The following is a 17590-nucleotide window of genomic DNA, read 5'->3' as shown; positions in this document are numbered from 1 at the left end:
GAAAATGAAACGTTTATTAGAAGTCAATCACTTGAGCACCTCCTTCTTCACCTATGCAGGAGAAGTTAAAGCGGTATCAGATGTAAGCTTTTATGTTGATGAAGGCGAAGCCATTGGAATTGTTGGTGAGTCTGGCAGCGGAAAATCCGTAACCGTTCAATCTATCATGCGGCTTATTCCGGATCCACCGGGAAAGATCGTCAACGGCGAAATAATCTTCCAAGGTAAGGATTTAGCTAAAGCAAGCGAGAAAGAAATGCAGATGATTCGGGGTAAGTCAATGGGGATGATTTTTCAGGATCCGATGACTTCGTTGAATCCCGTTTTAACGATTGGGCTGCAATTAAATGAAGTGCTCAAGCGTCATGAAGGGCTATCGAATGCTGAAGCCCTGCAACGCGCCGAACAATACCTGGAAATGGTAGGAATTCCGAACCCCAAAGCTCGTCTAAAACAGTACCCGCATGAATTCTCTGGGGGGATGCGGCAAAGAGTTATGATTGCCATGGCTTTGCTTTGTAATCCGAAACTTTTGATTGCGGATGAGCCTACAACCGCTTTAGATGTGACAATTCAGGCCCAAATCTTGGAGCTGATGAAAGACCTTAAAAATAAAATTAATACTTCAATTATTTTAATTACCCATGACTTGGGTGTAGTCGCTGGACTTTGTACGCGGATTATGGTCATGTATGGTGGCCAGCTTGTTGAGACGGGTACGGTTTATGACATTTTCCAAAATCCAAAACACCCCTATACGTGGGGGCTGTTGAACAGTGTACCCCGTTTGGATTCCAAAAATAGGTCGAAATTAGTACCGATTCCAGGAAATCCACCAGATCTGCTCAATCCTCCTCAAGGATGCAGCTTCACCGCACGCTGTCCCTATGCCATGCAGATCTGTCTGGAACAAAAGCCAGTGCTAACGAAGCTCAGTGAACTTCATCAAGCATCATGCTGGCTTCTTCATCCTGATGCTCCAAAAGTTGAAGGCTATAAACCTAACAAAGGAGGGGTTAAGGGATGAACTCAGAGGTAATTCTTGATGTCGATAATCTCGTGAAAGAGTTTCCGATTGCCGGAGGATTATTTTCGCGCGAGCACAAAGCGGTTCATGCTGTCAATGGCATCTCTTTTCAACTTCATCAGGGAGAAACTCTAGGATTAGTTGGCGAGAGTGGCTGTGGAAAATCGACGGCCGGACGAACCATTATCCGTCTCTATGAAGCAACTTCAGGAAAAGTTATCTATAATGGACGAAACATCTATGATTTGAATCCTCAAGAAATGATGGCGGTACGCCGGGATATCCAAATGATTTTCCAAGACCCTTATGCCTCCTTGAATCCAAGAATGACGGTTGGAGATATTATTGGCGAGGCCTTGGATATCCACAAACTTGCCACAGGGCAGGCGCGTACTGATCGCATCTATAATTTGCTGGAAATTGTGGGGTTAAACGCAGAGCATGCAAATCGTTTCCCTCATGAGTTTTCTGGAGGACAACGTCAGAGAATTGGAATTGCCAGAGCATTGGCGGTTAATCCTAAAGTTATTATTTGTGATGAACCGATTTCTGCCCTTGATGTTTCTATTCAAGCGCAAATCGTTAATATGTTAGAAGAGCTGCAGGAGAAAATGGGCTTAACCTATCTCTTTATTGCCCATGACCTTTCGATGGTTAAGCATATTTCCCATCGCATCGCCGTGATGTATCTCGGGAAAATCGTGGAGTTGTCGACGAGTTCTGATTTGTACGAAAATCCGTTGCATCCGTACACCCAGGCCTTGCTTTCAGCGATTCCGATTCCTGATCCTGATGTTGAGCTCAATCGTCAGCGCATTGTTTTGCAAGGAAATGTACCAAACCCGATTGACCCTCCTTCAGGATGCTATTTCCGTACACGTTGTCCTTATGCTGAACCTCTTTGCTCCGAAAAAATACCGGAGTTGCAGGATGTCGAAAATGGACACCTTGTTGCTTGCCATCACGTAAAGTAAGAGATAGCCCTTGAAAAAGCCTTGAAAAAGTCATACCGGTATACTTCCTTTGGGTAGAGTATACCGGTATTTTTATAGGGAGTAGAACTGGGAATAATTAATGAAAAGTGATATTCTAGTTAAGTGGTATTTTAGGAGAAGGCTCACAATGGAGAAGGTGGAGATGGAATGTACGCGGAGAGGCCTCGACAGGGAAAGTTGATTATTATTGAAGCAGGCGATGGAAGTGGAAAGGCCACACAAACCCTAAAATTATACGAAAAGTTAAGCCAAGATAATTTTCCTGTGAAAAAAGTAGAATTCCCGAACTATGACAGTCCTTCTTCAGCGCTCGTCAAGATGTATTTAAACGGGAGCTTTGGGCGTGACCCGAATGATGTTAATCCTTATGTCGCTTCAACGTTTTACACCGTTGATCGCTTTGCCTCCTTTAAGACAGAGTGGGAGGCGTTCTATCGTGAGGGCGGGATTATCCTTGCCGATCGCTATACAACTTCGAACATGGTTCATCAAGCGGCAAAAATCCCAGAGGTCCAAGAGCGTCATCAATATTTGGCTTGGCTCAAGGAATTTGAATACAAAATGTTTGGACTTCCAGAACCTGATTTAGTTATTTTTCTGGACATGCCTCCGGAATACAGCCTGAAATTGATTGAATTGCGCAGTGAACGATCTTCTATCCCCAAAGATATTCATGAAAAATCACCTGCTTACTTGAGAAAGTCCTATGAAAACGCTCTCGAAATTGCGAACTTTGAGAACTGGACGAGGATTAATTGTATTAATCAAGATCAGACTATAAAATCGGTTGAAGAGATTCATCAGGACGTATATCGAGTTGTGAAAGCGTCTTTAGGTTGAAGTTTTGAAATTAATTGAAGTTCAGCGCAAGACAAAGCAAAAGAAACTTTCCTTGACAAACTTGTCCGATTTTAGTAAAGTTATAAAGCGGTTCAAATTTAAGCGCTCGTAGCTCAGTGGATAGAGTGACGGTTTCCGAGGCCGGAGGTCGCAGGTTCAAATCCTGCCGGGCGCACCATTAGATTATATAACCCTGCTTTTGACGCAGGGTTTTTTTATTTGTATAATTGATTTGTTTGTAATTATGATTTTTAATATTTAATTCTTGAAGCTTATTTTGATTCAGGGTTAGGATGGTATGCTATGCTGATTGAAAAACTTAAACTCTTATGGAGCAGAGCTTTCTGGACGACATTCAAAAGAGCTCTCGGAATCGTTTTAGGTGCAGTCATCGTAGCGTCAAGTATCAATTCGCTAATTATTTCCAATCAGATTGCCGATGGTGGGGTAACCGGTATCGCGATTATTCTCCATTACTTATTTAATTGGCCGATCAGCATGATAGTGCTCGTTTTAAACATCCCGTTATTTATAATAGGTTGGAGAATGGTCGGACGAACCTTTCTTTTGTATAGTATTCTCGGCGTAGGCGTGTTCTCTTTGGCCTTAGACCTGACAGGGGCCATTCCAGCTCTGACCCACGATTCCCTCTTAGCCTCAATTTTTGCTGGGGTTCTTTCGGGTATAGGGATGGGGATGATTTTTCGTTCACGTGGTTCTCTAGGAGGCACGGATATTTTGGCCGTGTTCTTTAGTCGGATGACTCCTTTTAGTGTGGGACAGATCTTACTGGGTATTGATGCAGTGATTTTTTTACTGACGGCGATTCTTCTTCGACCGGAGATGGCCATGTATGCAGTGATCTATATGTTTATTGCTACCAAAGTGATTGATCTGGTTCAAGAGGGGATGAGTCATTTCAAGAGCGTTATGGTTATTACCTCTCAGCCGCAGGAGATCGCTCAGGATATTATGGCGAAATTAGAACGTGGTGTAACGTTTTTTAATGCCTCAGGAGCGTTTTCCGGTGAAGCTAAACTGGTCGTTTATTGTGTCATTTCCCGAACGCAATTATCGCAAATCAAAGAGATCATCCATAAGAGGGACTCACAAGCCTTTTTATCTATTTCCGAAGTTCCAGAAGTCGTTGGAGAAGGCTTCTCTTCCTGGCGAGGACATTGATATTCAAGAGTGAAGAGGGTGGAATTAAAGAGTGGTGAAACGAAAGAAAATGAAGAGGAGCAGGGCTAAGATCAAAATCAAAATTTTCTTAGGTATCGTGGTCTTATCACTCCTGTTAGCACAACCAAGCTGGCATTTATTACGAATACGTTCCGCCCAAGACCGTTTTGATGTGAGTCAGATGGAGAGTGAAATGACTTGGGTTAAACAGAAGGATCCTTGGTTGGCAACAATCCCTCTCGTTCGGGACAGTGCCCTCTGGTTGTCTTTAAATCAAGGACAAAATCTAACGGATCAAGAACTCTTGGCCGATGATGATGATAAATATCGTTTCTGGTTGTTTCAACTTAAGTTGCAAAAAGCACAACTTACTGAGGCTAGTCAAATTCTATCGACAATTACGTCTTCTTCAACTCAAATATTGGGCCAAGGCTTAATTGATATGGCTCAAGGGAAATATGATACGGCCAGCCAAAAAATTAATTCTATTTCCGAGCGCAACCTAAGCAAAGAGGAAGTTGTTTTAAAAAGATTGACCTTAAGTCGCTGTTTGTTGGGTCAGGGTGATGAAACAGAAGCAGAAAAAGAATGGGAAAAAGCCAAAAACGTAGCTCCTGCCCATCCTTTAGTTGTTGAGGAAGAATTCGATTTGGCTTTAGTGAAGGCAGACTGGAAAAAAGCCGAAAGTCTCTTGCCCCAAATTGAAAAATGGCGGGGGTCTGACTCAAATCTTGATTTCCAGGCAAAAAAGGCACTTCTTTATTTAACTTTAGGACAAACGGCACAATGGGAGCAAGTTCTGGCAACGCTTAGCCAATCTTCTGAAGGCAAGTCCTACCAGACGTATTTGCTTGGAGTGCAGAAGTATCAAGAGGGAGAATGGCAAACAGCTCAAACCATGTTGAAGGAGTCATTGTCTGGTCAGCTTTCATCGGCTCTTCGCCGAGATGCGAATCAAGCTTTAAAACAGGTTAATGAGCGACTTGGTGCGGAAACCGCACTCCAAAAATTTTAATATTTAGCCAATGATTACTTTAACAAAACTTTATTTGAACAATGTTTAGCTTAACGCTGAACGGGAGCTTTTTCTTGAGGGTTGAGATTACTTTCTGGAGGCCAGGTGCTCGCGGCATTTTTTAATAAGTCGCTGATCGGAACAAGTGCATAATTCTTGTTTCTCAAGCTATCGATAACCACAGGAAGAGCTTTAATTGTATCCGGAGCAGAGTCTGAAGCATGAAATAAAATGATATCGCCTGCTTGTGCACCATGACCATTGCGAATTCCCTTCATAACGTTGTTGATGACGGCCTCAGGGCCCGGCCGTTTCCAGTCTAAGGAATCCACGCTCCATTGGATCACACGATATCCGAGCTTCTGAGAGATACTAATTACTTTATTGTCATACGCCCCATTAGGCGGTCTGAGTAGAGAAATCTTCTGGCCTGATATTTTCTCCAATACCTCCTGAGAGGTAAGAATCTCTTTTTCCAACTCACTCGGACTTAACGTGTTTAAGTCAACATGGCGGTTCCCGTGTGAAGCAATTTCGTGTCCCTCAGCAACCATTCTTTTAATAAGTGCTTCATGCTTACTTGCCCAGGGACTGGATAAAAAGAAGGTGGCATGAATTTCTTTTTGCTTGAGAATATCCAAAATAGGTTCGGCAGTTTGTTCTCCCCAGCTGATATCAAACGTAAGTCCAATTTCTTGGGTGGTGACCTGCGCTGAATAGATTGGTTTTAGTTTTCCCGAGAAGACGGATATAACATTGTCTCGAGAGGTAACTAAAACGATGAGAAAAATGCCCCAGAGGATCATATTTCTCCAGGATGGCTTTTGGAAAATGATAAAACGCATCAATATCCCTCCTTCGCTTAAAAGATATTCAGGAGGGATATTGATCATGAAAAAGAATAAGCAAATAAAAAAATAAAAGCACCGCTGAACGGTGCTTTTTCATGTCCTTAAACGCTTTTGAACTTCTTTAACGGCGAAAACGCGAGCTTAAGACAAAATTCCAAAGATCAAACCGAAAGAGGAGTTTTAGAAAAAAATGCAACAGAAAAAATCCAACGACGATAAAGACGGCCACCCTAATCAAAACAAAAGCAATCGTCAAAACCCAACTAAACACGTGACCTAAAACAATGGACGAGAAATAAAGGGCCACAAGTAAAATCACAATTTTGCATGCCGTTACCCAAAGGCTGGAAGACGGAGTAGGACGATATGAATTCACTTACCAACACCCCCTTCGCTAACAGATTAGCATATTTCGACTTGAGTGTCTAGATTATGATTGGAATCGTGTACAAGCTTCATTTCGCGCCAAAATCCACTATTCTGCATATGATGGATAAAGAAAACTTACTTCAGGTGGAGTAATGACTCCATCTGAAGTCTAGTTGCCCTTATCCCCAGAGAGGATAAGGCAGCGTGGCGGTTAGTCATCGGATAAAACGCGGAGGGGATGCTATGAATGATGATATTTTAATGGACTGGCGATTTCTTATGGAAAAAGGAACAGGCTTTCTGGGGCAGGGAAAATACTCTGAAGCCGAAAAGTTTTATCTTCGGAGTTTAAAGATAGCTAGACTTTTAGCTGTTCCGGTAATTTCCGCGTTCAATCTTCGATTACTTTCGACATCCCGAATTAAACAAGGCAAGGTCGCCCTGGCCGAACGGGGATTTCAGGAAGCACTAGCAATATGTCAACAGCTTGAAAATTATAAAGGAATGTCAGAGGCCCTGGCCGGTTTGGCCAGCGTCGCTGTCGCCCAGGATAATCTAGAGAAAGCGGCCTCCTGGTATGAGCAGGCAATCCAAGTCTATCCTGGATCCTCACCTCGTCTGCGCTTAAGTACGCTATTCAGTGACTTAGGGCAGGTTTATTCAGTGCTGGAGAATTGGACCAAGGCTCAATCTGCTTTTCAGAGAGCGCGGGAATTGTGTCATACTCATGGTTTTCGCAAGGGAGAAGGGGAACTCAGTATTCTTCTAGCAGAAGTCTCCTACCGTCAAAATGAGGTTCAATTAGCAAGAACGGATTTGATCCAGGCGTGTAAAATATTTTCGGAAGCTGACGATGAAGAGTCTCTGGTTAATGCTATCCAATACTTGGCATTCATTGACTTTGAAGAAGGAAAGTTAGTCCAGGCCCGTGCATCTTGGCAGCGAGTGGTTGTCTTGTACCTTAGAAATGAACAATGGGAAGATTTGTCGGAAAGTACGTATTTTTTGGCGAAAATTTTAGAGGATTTGAAAGATCTCTCGGAGGCCGTCTATTACATGGAATTATCGATCCGAGTATACGACCGGGTGGATTTGGGGTTAGGATTTCGCTATCAAAACTTGGGTCAACTTCAAGGAATAAGAAAGAATTATGGAGGTGCGTGCGAGGATCTAAAAAAAGCTGCAGAACTGTTTGAAGAATATGGAGAGGAGCAAAAGTTGGGGGAGACCTATGAAAAAATTGCCCTGATCCTGGAACAATTAGGGGAGTCTGAAGAAGCACAGGCGTACCATGTGAAGTCTAAAACGTGTTTAGAGAGCCACCAGGTGGTTTCTTTTAGCACGACTCAATGCTTGGCAGAGCATTTTGAAAATCAACGAAGTTACTTATCTGCCCTTCGATATTATTGGCAGTCTCTGAAAATAGCGAGGGACCTAGGAATTGAAACGTTAGAAATCGAGAGAGCCATACAACGTATTTCCAAGAAGGTACGCCAGAAAGGATGGATTTCTAACAAAAAATGGGATCCTATTTAGGAGTAGTCTAGGAATAAAGACAATTTTCATGTAAAATAAGGAAGAAGCCAATTGTTGGAGAGATGTTTAGGGAAGGCTTAAGAAAGAACCTTACGTAGAATTGAAGACTTTAGAAGATATTAAAGTCAGTTTCGGAATCGAAATAATGGGAGGGAGGCTTGAGTATGAACCAAGAAGATTTCATAGTACTAGAGTGTTTAGATGATATTTATTTTGCTTTGGAAAAATCGCTTAAAAAAATTCAGCAAGTGCGTTCGATTCATCGGCTTCAATTGGAACAATGGACGGAAGAAATTCGTAATCACAGGAGAATATTCGAAGAGATTTCCTTACCGGCCCGTCTCATCGTCGAACATTTAATGAGCAGCCAACTCATTACTGGGCAGATTGGCTTGGAAACAGGACAACTAAGTCAGGGCTTTTCGAGTATTCGGGGAATAAAAATTGAGCAATTTGGTATAATCAAGGTAAAGTTAGGGGAGTTGGAAGTTATTTGGCGGGACGAAGATTACTCCTATTATTTATATCCGGATAAAGTTGAATTAAGAGCAAGAGATGAAAAATCGGGAGTAAAACTCTTTTTTTCGATCGCCTTTACGAGACAAGCTGTTGAAAAGTATCCTGAATTGTTGTTATCCCCTAAGGTCGCCTATATTCATCCACAACTTGAGAAATGGTTAAAGAAGGTGGAATAATTGCCTAAACTTGATGAAGGTTTAGTCCAGATTTATACTGGCCCAAGTAAAGGAAAAACAACAGCGGCGCTAGGCTTAGCCGTCCGAGCAGTGGGACATGGGTTTCATGTTTACATCATTCAATTTATGAAAGGAAGAACGGATTATGGAGAACTTGCGGGCATCCAGCGCTTAGCACCTGAATGCCGCTTAGAACACTTTGGAACGGGTCAGTGGGTACATAAAGGAACAATTAATGAAGAAGACCTTGTAGAAGCCCAAAAGGCCTTAATTCGTGCCCGAGAAATCATGCTTTCTGGTCAATGGGATATTCTTATATTGGATGAAATTATTAATGCCATTTGGTTTGGTTTAATCCCGGAAGATTCAGTTCTAGAGCTTCTCGAGGAAAGACCATCTCAAGTCGAATTGATTTTAACAGGGAGAAATGCGTCTCAAAAACTTATAGATAAAGCGCAACTGGTGACTGAGATGGTGCAAATTAAACATCCCTTTGAACAGGGGATAGGTGCGCGAAAGGGAATTGAATATTAAAGATTCAATTTCTGTGATAAGGAGTGAACATAAATGAGTATGTCCAAAGAAGATGTTTTAAAAGAAGCAAGTGAAAAAGGCGTTAAATCCATCCGTCTCCAATTTACGGATATTTTTGGTATCCTCAAAAACGTAGCGATTACTGTCGAGCAATTAGAAAAAGCGTTAGATGGGGAGCTTATGTTTGACGGTTCCTCAATTGAAGGATTTGCCCGGATTGAGGAATCAGATATGTATTTACATCCCGATCCGAATACCTTTGCTGTTTTTCCGTGGCGTTCGACCGATGGAGGAGTGGCTCGCCTCATTTGTGATGTCTATAATTCAGATGAAACTCCCTTTGAGGGTTGCCCTCGAAGTAACCTGAAAAAGGCGATCGCTGAAGCTCAGGAAATGGGCTATGTTTGGAATGTTGGACCAGAACTGGAGTTTTTCTTATTCCAAACGGACGCTGAGGGACGACCGACGACGATTACCCAAGATAAGGCCGGTTATTTTGATATGGCCCCTGTCGATCTTGGGGAAGAAGCGCGACGAGACATGGTGCTTGCTTTAGAACAGATGGGGTTTGAAATTGAAGCTTCGCACCATGAAGTTGCACCAGGTCAACATGAAATCGACTTTAAGTATTCAAATGCTCTCGATATTGCCGATAAGATTGCTACTTTTCGTTTAGTGGTACGGACGATTGCTCAACGACATGGCTTGCATGCAACGTTCATGCCCAAACCCATTTTCGGGATAGCTGGTTCGGGAATGCATACGAATCAATCCCTGTTTAAGGACGGTCGGAATGCCTTCTATGATCCCGAGGGAGAAATGCAATTATCGGGGGAAGCTTTTCATTATATTGCCGGTTTACTTAAACATGCTCGTTCTTTTGCGGCGATCACTAATCCTACAATCAACTCCTACAAACGCTTAGTTCCTGGCTATGAAGCTCCGTGTTATATTGCCTGGTCAGGAAGAAATCGAAGTCCTCTGATTCGAATTCCGGCGAAACGTGGGTCTTCAACCCGAGTTGAATTGAGGAGCCCTGATCCCTCCTGTAATCCTTATCTTGCCTTAGCGGTTCAACTAAAAGCTGGGCTTGACGGAATAAAAAATCGATTGACTCCGCCTGCTCCAGTCGATCTTAACATTTATGAGCTGAATATTGAGCAACGACGTGTTCATGGTATTGAATCCCTTCCCGAGAGCCTTCTCGAGGCTGTACATGAATTGTCCCAGGATTCTGTAATCAAAGAGGCGCTAGGTCCGCATATCTATAGTCGGTTTATCGAAGCGAAAAAGAAAGAGTGGGACCGTTTCAGTGTAATCGTCCATCCTTGGGAAATTGAGGAATACCTCCAAATGTACTAAAATTGTCTCGAACTTCTAATTCCTATCAAATCATCGAAGAAACGAAGGAGTCTGCTATACTTGCAGACTCCAATAAAAATAGTGAAATATTTTGAATCTTTTTAGAATTTAGACTAGACTTTATTCTGAGAGCGTGATATTATAAAAATAAGTTAGAACTAAAATTCACATTCACATAAGGAGGGTACATAATGTTAGCAATGACGCATGAACAAAATTCAACTTCATTACGGAAAAAAGCCCAATTTCAGGTAGATGATCGTGTAATGACCAATAACTGCCGTCTAGGTACTGTTGTTCGTGTTGATAAAGATGAATTTGGAGAGTACATTGTGGTTCGTCTAGACATTTTGCCAGGGGAATTTGCCTATGATTACTGTGATCTGGAGAAACTGTGAGTTAAGGTTAAGTTTACAAGATGGAAAGTTTTAAAGTAAAAAACCTTTTAGAAGTGATTCTAAAAGGTTTTTTACTTTTCATAAGAATAAACACAAGATAGAACTAAGGTGAAAAGTCATGTCTCATCTTTTTAAGCCAGGCATATAATTAATAATCCGCTAATTAATGGGTGCTGAGAAAGGGAGGACGACGATGGAAGTTGTAGAATGGTTAAAAAATTATCGGGATAAAGAAGCAGCGCTAACGTGGAGTGGCAGTTTTGCAGATTACCTGGAGTTGGTGACACAGAAGCCCTCTTTAGGCATGCATTCTCATGCCCGAATTTATGAAATGATTTGGCAGGCTGGGATCGAAGAAATCAATGGTCAAAAAAGTTATACGTTTTTTAACAAAGAACTTTATGGAATGGATAAGACGCTTGAACGACTCGTTGAGGAGTATTTCCATTCTGCTGCGAAAAGAACGGATGTACGCAAACGAATCCTCCTTTTGATGGGACCTGTGAGTGGAGGAAAATCAACGATCGTCACACTTCTTAAAAGAGGGTTAGAAGATTTTACGCACACCGAGCAAGGGGCAGTTTATGCAATCGATGGTTGTCCGATGCACGAAGATCCCTTACACCTCTTACCGCTTCCACTACGCGAAGAATTTAGACAACTTTATGGAATCAAAATCGAAGGAAACCTCTGCCCGGTTTGTCGGCTGCGAGTTGATGAAAAATATCAAGGACACGTCGAAAATGTGCCAGTTAAGAGAATTATTTTTTCGGAGGAAGAGCGGGTGGGTATCGGAACTTTCACCCCCTCGGATCCAAAATCGCAGGATATCGCGGATTTAACTGGAAGCATCGACTTTTCGACGATTACGGAGTATGGTTCCGAATCTGATCCCAGAGCATATCGCTTTGACGGAGAGTTGAATAAAGCGAATCGTGGACTAATGGAGTTCCAGGAAATGCTCAAAAGTGACGAGAAGTTCTTATGGAATTTGCTCAGCCTATCTCAGGAGGGAAATTTCAAAGCAGGCCGCTTCGCCCTGATTTCTGCCGATGAGCTCATTATCGCCCACACCAACGAAAATGAGTATAAATCCTTTATCGCCAATAAAAAAAATGAGGCTCTTCAATCCCGGATTATTGTCATTCCTGTTCCCTATAACTTAAAGGTGAGTTCCGAAGTCAAGATCTATGAAAAGCTTATCCGTCAGAGTGATTTGCATGAGGTGCATCTTGCACCGCACAGCTTATGGACGGCTTCGGTTTTCAGTATTCTTTCACGTCTTAAGCTCTCGAAAAAACAAGGAATGGATCTGGTCAAGAAAATGCGGCTTTATGATGGAGAAGATGTCGAAGGGTTTAATCAAAAAGATATCAAGGATTTATTAAGTGAAGGTGAAGAGCAAGGGGAAGGTATGAGCGGTGTGGACCCGCGTTATGTGATTAATCGTATTTCGACAGCGCTGATTCGGGATCACAAGTCGTGCATCAATGCCTTGGATATCTTACGTGCCCTAAAGGATGGGCTTTCTCAACATACCTCGATTACCAAGGAAGAACGGGAAAATCTCGTAAATTTTATCGCCCAAGCCCGCAAGGAATATGATGAAGTCGCTAAAAAAGAAGTCCAAAAGGCGTTTGTCTATGCCTATGAAGAGTCGGCGAAATCTCTCTTAAACAACTATTTGGACAATGTGGAGGCCTATTGCAATTCAAGCAAACTCTACGATTCAATTAGCGGCGAAGAGCTCGATCCAGATGAACAACTGATGCGGAGTATTGAAGAGCAAATCGGGGTATCAGAGAATGCCAAGAAATCATTCCGAGAAGAAATTTTAATCCGCATTTCCATCAATGCGCGTAAGGGGAAAGTGTTCCAATACACGTCTCATGAACGGCTTAGAGAGGCGATTGAGAAGAAGCTTTTTGCTGATTTGAAAGATGTCATCAAAATTACGACTTCCGTTTCTCATCCCGACCAGGAGCAGCTTCGCCGAATCAATGATGTCACCGATCGTCTGATTCAACAGCATGGCTATTGTCCTGTCTGCGCTAACGAGATCGTGAGGTACGTTGGCTCACTCCTCAACCGCTAAAAAGGAGTAATCGTCATGAGTGATGAAATCATTGTCAACCAGGATGACTGGAGCCTGCATCGCAAGGGTTATTTCGACCAAAGTCGCCATAAAGAAAAAGTCCGTGAGGCCATTAAACAACAACTTGGAGACCTGATTATTGATGAAAGTATTATCCTCAGTGATGGCAAAAAGACGATGAAAATTCCCATGCGCTCGTTGGAAGAATTTCGCTTCCGGTATGATTTTAATAAGAAAAACCATACCGGACAGGCCGATAAAAAGAAGACTTCAGGGGATATTCTGGCACGCGAGTATACCAAAAAACCTGGCGCGGGGAATGGTTCAGGAGCGGGAGAAGAGCCAGGAATCGATATTTATGAAGAAGAAATCACGTATGACGATTTGGCAGCTATTCTTTTCGAAGAATTAGAACTTCCTAATCTCGACGATAAAAAGCGCCCCTTGATTGCTCATGATAAACCAGAATTTAACGATATTCGAAAAAAAGGCTTGATGTCCAATATTGATAAAAAAAGGACCCTCATCGAAAGTATTAAACGCCAAGCTTATAAAGGGAAAACAGAAAATTTGCGGATTACCTCAGAAGACTTGCGTTTTAAAACTTGGGAGACCCATCCCAATTTTGAGACGAATGCCGTTATCTTTGCCATGATGGATACGTCCGGATCGATGGGACAATTTGAAAAGTATATTTCTCGTACATTCTTCTTTTGGATGGTTCGGTTTTTGCGCCAAAAGTATGAGAATGTCGAGATGCGCTTTCTTGCCCACCATACTGAAGCCAAAGAAGTTAATGAGGAAGAATTTTTTACCCGCGGCGAAAGTGGTGGCACACGTTGTTCCTCAGTTTATCAACTGGCAATAGATATGATCGAACGTGAGTACCCTCCTGAGCACTATAATATCTATCCCGTGCATTTTACGGACGGGGATAATATTGGCTCTGATAATTCAAGGGCGTTGACCCTTATGCAAAAGCTCGTCGATGTTAGTCAAGTCGTAGGATATGGGGAAATCCTACGTACCCATTATTCAAGCACCTTGATGTCGACTTTAAAACGAATTACGGATCCCAAACTAAGACTAGTGACAATCCGTGACCGCAATGAAGTCTACGGAGCGCTGAAAGCAGTTTTTTCCGAAGACAAATGACCAAAGAAGGAGAATCGGCCTTAAAGACTCAAAATATGGGGGTGGGGCATGGATCGCGAAATACGAGAGTTGGGAATATATGCCCAAGAAATTGCATCTGTCGCGAGAAATTTAGGATTGGATTTTTATCCTGTGCATTTTGAAGTTTGCCCAGCTGAGGCACTCTATACCCTTGGGGCCTACGGTATGCCGGTTCGGTTTGCGCACTGGAGTTTCGGGAAAGCCTTTTATCGTTTAAAAATGCAATATGATCTAAATTTAAGCCGGATTTATGAACTTGTGATCAATTCCGATCCGGCTTATGCCTTCTTACTTGAAGGGAATAGTCTCATTCAAAATAAGCTGGTGATGGGTCATGTTTATGCCCATGTCGATTTTTTCAAAAATAATCATTATTTTCAACGCACCCCTCGAGATATGGTGGAGAGAATGGCTGCTCATGCCGAACAAATTCGAAAATATGAGCTGATTTATGGTCGAGAGAAGGTTGAACAGGTATTAGATGCCGTATTATCAATTCAAGAACACGTGGATTCGTGTGCTTATCTGGCTTCCCGAGAAGGGAAGGGAAAAACGCTCTCCTCGCTAAAAAAACCAAGTTCACCCTATGAAGATCTTTGGGAAGAAGGGCCGCAAGAAGATTTACACGAGAAGCAAGAGCAAGAGGATTTGTTGCTCTTTATCATGGAGAATTCGTCAGTTTTAGAAGAATGGGAACGGGATATTGTGAGCATGATTCGCGAAGAGTCTCTCTATTTCTTCCCCCAAATTGAGACTAAAATCATCAATGAAGGTTGGGCAACATTTTGGCACTCGCGGATCATGCATGAACTTGATTTAACCGATGAAGAGGTTGTGGATTTTGCAGTGATGCATAGTCAAGTGGTTCAACCGTCACGATTAGCCTTAAACCCCTATTATTTGGGGGTAAAGATATGGGAGTCGCTCGCCGAGAAAAATGATATGGGGTATTTATTTGAAGTTAGGGAGACGGAAAACGATATATCGTTTATCCGCAATCATCTTGATCGCGAATTGGTCGAGAAATTAAATCTCTTTAATTTCCGGAAAGTAGGTGCCCATTGGCAGGTTACGGATACGGCGTGGGAAAAGGTTCGTAATACCCTTGTTCAGAATTTAGTAAACGGGGGAAATCCCAAAATAGTGGTTGTCGATGGAGATTATGAAGGTAAACGTGTGCTTTATCTTCGTCATGCTCATGAAGGATTGGATCTCGATTTGGTGTATCTAGAAAAGACCCTCCTTCTCGTGCAAAAACTCTGGGGAAAAACGGCCAATTTGGAGACGGTAATTGATGGCAAAAAGGTTCTCTTCGAATGCCAAAATGGATCAGTTTCCCGCAAACATCTTTCTCGGCAACTCGAAGTTTAACATCTGGACCAGCACAATTAGCTGAGAATTATGGCAAGTAATGATCAACTGTGGTAAAATCAGCATGGTAGCTTTGACCATGCTGCTTTCTTTCAACTAAAACAGATGAGGAGGAAAGCTTTGGAAGCTATATTATCACAATTGGGACAATTCGTCATGAATTTGATCTCGAGTATGGGATATTTCGGCGTATTTTTGGCGATGGCCATTGAAAGTGCGTGTATCCCCTTGCCGAGTGAGATTATTTTACCGTTTACAGGGTATTTGGTTTATACAGGGCATTTTCAACTTTGGCCAGCAACAATTGCTGCCACAGCGGGCAATCTTTTCGGCGGTCTTCTGGCTTATTTTGTCGGATTCTGGGGCGGTCGGCCCTTTATTAAACGTTATGGGCACTACTTTTTTATTAAGGAACGAGAACTTGCCTGGACCGATCGTTTATTTAGCAAACACGGAGAACTCACGGTTCTTCTGGGACGCATTCTGCCCGTCGTTCGGACATTCATTTCTTTGCCTGCCGGGATTGCCCGAATGAATCCTGTCAAAATGGCTGTTTATACCGTAATTGGAGCTTTTCCCTGGTGTCTGTTTTTAATCATCGTTGGGGAAATACTTGGAGAAAATTGGGATTCTCTAAAGCCCTTGTTTCGTCGCCTCGACCTCATTGTTGGAATTTGTCTCATTTTAGGTTTGGGATATTGGCTAATTCACCGCAAGCGAAGTAGAATATAGATAGATTACCTGCGTAGAGAATTGATTGTAGGGAGAGCATAGACTATGTACGGACTGGAACACTTTTTGCTGAGTGTTATCTACCATTATCGTTATTTGGGGCTTTTCGCGGTTCTCTCCTTGGGGATGATTGGGATCCCCGTGCCGGATGAGTTTATTATGGCTTTTAGCGGCTTCCAAACGTCTGTCGGCCATATGAATTTTGTTCAGACACTGCTGCTTGCTTCCTTAGGTAGTTTTGTGGGCATGAATCTAAGCTATTGGATTGGACGTAGCTTAGGAATTCCTTTTCTCCACCGGATTGCTCCTTTTTTTCATATGAATGAAAAGAGAATTAAAAAGGCCGAAGGCTGGTTCCAAAAGTTTGGGGACCGGCTTATTGTTGTGGGTTATTTCTTCCCAGGGTTTCGGCATCTTGTAGCCTATTTTTCAGGAATGAGCAAGCTCAATTATACTCGCTACGCCGTTTTATCCGGGATCGGAGCACTCCTCTGGTCGGCGACTTTTGTAACTCTGGGAAACCTTCTGGGAAGTCACTGGCAAAGTATAATCTCTTTGCTCCATCGCTATCTAAGGCGAGGTGGGATTGTTCTACTCCTTCTGATAGTAATCATTTATTTCTACTCGACTAACCGTAATAAAGCCAAAGCAGATGAACCTGAAAACTAAATTTCTTGGTAAAGTGGTAATGGCAGGAGAAAGTGGTTATAATCAGAAATGAATAATGAGGAGGGATGCGTTTTGGCGAATCAGGACGTAAGTGCTAAAAACCCTATTGTAACGATTGAGATGGAAAATGGGCAAACGATTAAGTTAGAACTTTATCCGGAGATTGCCCCGGAAACCGTTAAGAACTTTATTTCTTTAGTCAAAAAAGGCTTCTATGACGGTGTCATTTTTCATCGCGTGATTCCCGGTTTTATGATTCAAGGTGGGGATCCCCAAGGAACTGGTTCCGGTGGACCAGGCTACAGTATTAAAGGAGAATTTACGGCAAATGGCTTTGAAAACAACCTTAAGCATGATCGAGGTGTAATATCTATGGCCAGAACTGGTGATCCGAATTCGGCTGGTTCTCAATTTTTTCTTATGGTTGCGAATTCTCCTCATCTGGACGGGCAGTATGCTTCGTTTGGCAAAGTGATTGAAGGGTTAGAAGAAATGGATCGGATCGTGAATGTTAAGCGCGACTATCGTGATAAACCTAATGAAGACCAACGGATGAGTAAGGTTACGGTCGAAGAGTAACCTAAGAACTCGCAAAACTTAGCTAAAGAAAACCCGGCTTTCGCCGAGCTTTGCGATATAGAAGACTTGGTCAGCGCCAAAGCGGTGGCCTTAGTCGCCTTATCCTGCCGAACTTAACCGCATTCATCGTAGGAAAGCGAAACCGCTGGTTGCACTTAGAGTTT

Annotated in this window: 18 protein-coding genes and 1 tRNA gene; 17 read left to right on the top strand and 2 right to left on the bottom strand. The window is 42.6% G+C overall.

Annotated elements, in window-relative coordinates; genetic code table 11:
* The first annotated feature begins 4 nt into the window (after positions 1-4).
* The 6 genes from VM640_RS14725 to VM640_RS14700 all read left to right on the top strand — a co-directional run bounded on the left by VM640_RS14725 (position 5) and on the right by VM640_RS14700 (position 5059).
* Complete coding sequence (locus VM640_RS14725) at positions 5-1027, top strand: ABC transporter ATP-binding protein (protein WP_325393531.1); 1023 nt, start codon at positions 5-7, stop codon at positions 1025-1027.
* A complete protein-coding gene (locus VM640_RS14720) occupies positions 1024-2001 on the top strand; it encodes an ABC transporter ATP-binding protein (RefSeq protein WP_325393529.1) in 978 nt (325 codons plus the stop codon). The genes VM640_RS14725 and VM640_RS14720 overlap by 4 nt, the downstream gene beginning before the upstream one ends.
* A gap of 168 nt (positions 2002-2169) precedes the next feature.
* Positions 2170-2862 (top strand): dTMP kinase, encoded by a 693-nt coding sequence (locus VM640_RS14715; RefSeq protein WP_325393527.1) that lies wholly within the window; start codon positions 2170-2172, stop codon positions 2860-2862.
* Positions 2863-2964: 102 nt separating this feature from the next.
* A tRNA-Arg gene (locus tag VM640_RS14710) sits at positions 2965-3040 on the top strand.
* 125 nt (positions 3041-3165) lie between these two features.
* Entirely contained in the window at positions 3166-4044 is an 879-nt protein-coding gene (locus tag VM640_RS14705) for a YitT family protein (RefSeq protein ID WP_325393525.1), read from the top strand.
* A gap of 34 nt (positions 4045-4078) precedes the next feature.
* A complete protein-coding gene (locus tag VM640_RS14700) occupies positions 4079-5059 on the top strand; it encodes a tetratricopeptide repeat protein (protein ID WP_325393523.1) in 981 nt (326 codons plus the stop codon).
* Between the two features lie 50 nt (positions 5060-5109).
* On the opposite strand, the gene VM640_RS14695 is transcribed toward VM640_RS14700, so the two are convergent.
* Positions 5110-5904, bottom strand: a complete 795-nt coding sequence (locus VM640_RS14695; RefSeq protein ID WP_325393521.1) for a polysaccharide deacetylase family protein — start codon at positions 5902-5904, stop codon at positions 5110-5112.
* Between the two features lie 127 nt (positions 5905-6031).
* Entirely contained in the window at positions 6032-6286 is a 255-nt protein-coding gene (locus tag VM640_RS14690) for a hypothetical protein (RefSeq protein WP_325393519.1), read from the bottom strand.
* Between the two features lie 236 nt (positions 6287-6522).
* Between VM640_RS14690 and VM640_RS14685 the strand changes: the two genes are divergently transcribed.
* The 11 genes from VM640_RS14685 (at position 6523) to VM640_RS14635 (ending at position 17426) form a co-directional block, all read left to right on the top strand.
* Complete coding sequence (locus VM640_RS14685; protein ID WP_325393517.1) at positions 6523-7815, top strand: tetratricopeptide repeat protein; 1293 nt, start codon at positions 6523-6525, stop codon at positions 7813-7815.
* Positions 7816-7979: 164 nt separating this feature from the next.
* Complete coding sequence (locus tag VM640_RS14680; RefSeq protein ID WP_325393515.1) at positions 7980-8510, top strand: hypothetical protein; 531 nt, start codon at positions 7980-7982, stop codon at positions 8508-8510.
* A complete protein-coding gene (gene cobO / locus VM640_RS14675) occupies positions 8511-9044 on the top strand; it encodes a cob(I)yrinic acid a,c-diamide adenosyltransferase (RefSeq protein ID WP_325393513.1) in 534 nt (177 codons plus the stop codon).
* 33 nt (positions 9045-9077) lie between these two features.
* Positions 9078-10406 carry a type I glutamate--ammonia ligase gene (glnA, locus tag VM640_RS14670; RefSeq protein WP_325393511.1) on the top strand — a complete coding sequence of 443 codons (1329 nt, stop codon included), beginning with the start codon at positions 9078-9080 and terminating at the stop codon, positions 10404-10406.
* A gap of 191 nt (positions 10407-10597) precedes the next feature.
* Complete coding sequence (locus VM640_RS14665) at positions 10598-10804, top strand: hypothetical protein (protein ID WP_325393509.1); 207 nt, start codon at positions 10598-10600, stop codon at positions 10802-10804.
* 193 nt (positions 10805-10997) lie between these two features.
* Entirely contained in the window at positions 10998-12899 is a 1902-nt protein-coding gene (locus tag VM640_RS14660) for a PrkA family serine protein kinase (protein ID WP_325393507.1), read from the top strand.
* 15 nt (positions 12900-12914) lie between these two features.
* Entirely contained in the window at positions 12915-14054 is a 1140-nt protein-coding gene (yhbH, locus tag VM640_RS14655; protein WP_325393505.1) for a sporulation protein YhbH, read from the top strand.
* 48 nt (positions 14055-14102) lie between these two features.
* Positions 14103-15446 (top strand): SpoVR family protein, encoded by a 1344-nt coding sequence (locus VM640_RS14650; RefSeq protein ID WP_325393503.1) that lies wholly within the window; start codon positions 14103-14105, stop codon positions 15444-15446.
* A 120-nt stretch (positions 15447-15566) separates the two neighbouring features.
* Positions 15567-16178, top strand: a complete 612-nt coding sequence (locus tag VM640_RS14645; protein WP_325393501.1) for a DedA family protein — start codon at positions 15567-15569, stop codon at positions 16176-16178.
* 45 nt (positions 16179-16223) lie between these two features.
* The gene (locus VM640_RS14640; RefSeq protein WP_325393499.1) at positions 16224-16847 is read left to right on the top strand and encodes a DedA family protein; all 624 of its coding nucleotides are present in this window, start codon (positions 16224-16226) and stop codon (positions 16845-16847) included.
* A gap of 120 nt (positions 16848-16967) precedes the next feature.
* A complete protein-coding gene (locus tag VM640_RS14635) occupies positions 16968-17426 on the top strand; it encodes a peptidylprolyl isomerase (RefSeq protein WP_349255227.1) in 459 nt (152 codons plus the stop codon).
* The last annotated feature ends 164 nt before the right edge of the window (positions 17427-17590 follow it).

Origin of the sequence: Desulfitobacterium sp. (assembly GCF_035539115.1) — a bacterium.
Classification (GTDB): domain Bacteria; phylum Bacillota; class Desulfitobacteriia; order Desulfitobacteriales; family Desulfitobacteriaceae; genus Desulfitobacterium_A.
This window is presented reverse-complemented; position numbering and strand designations above follow the sequence as displayed.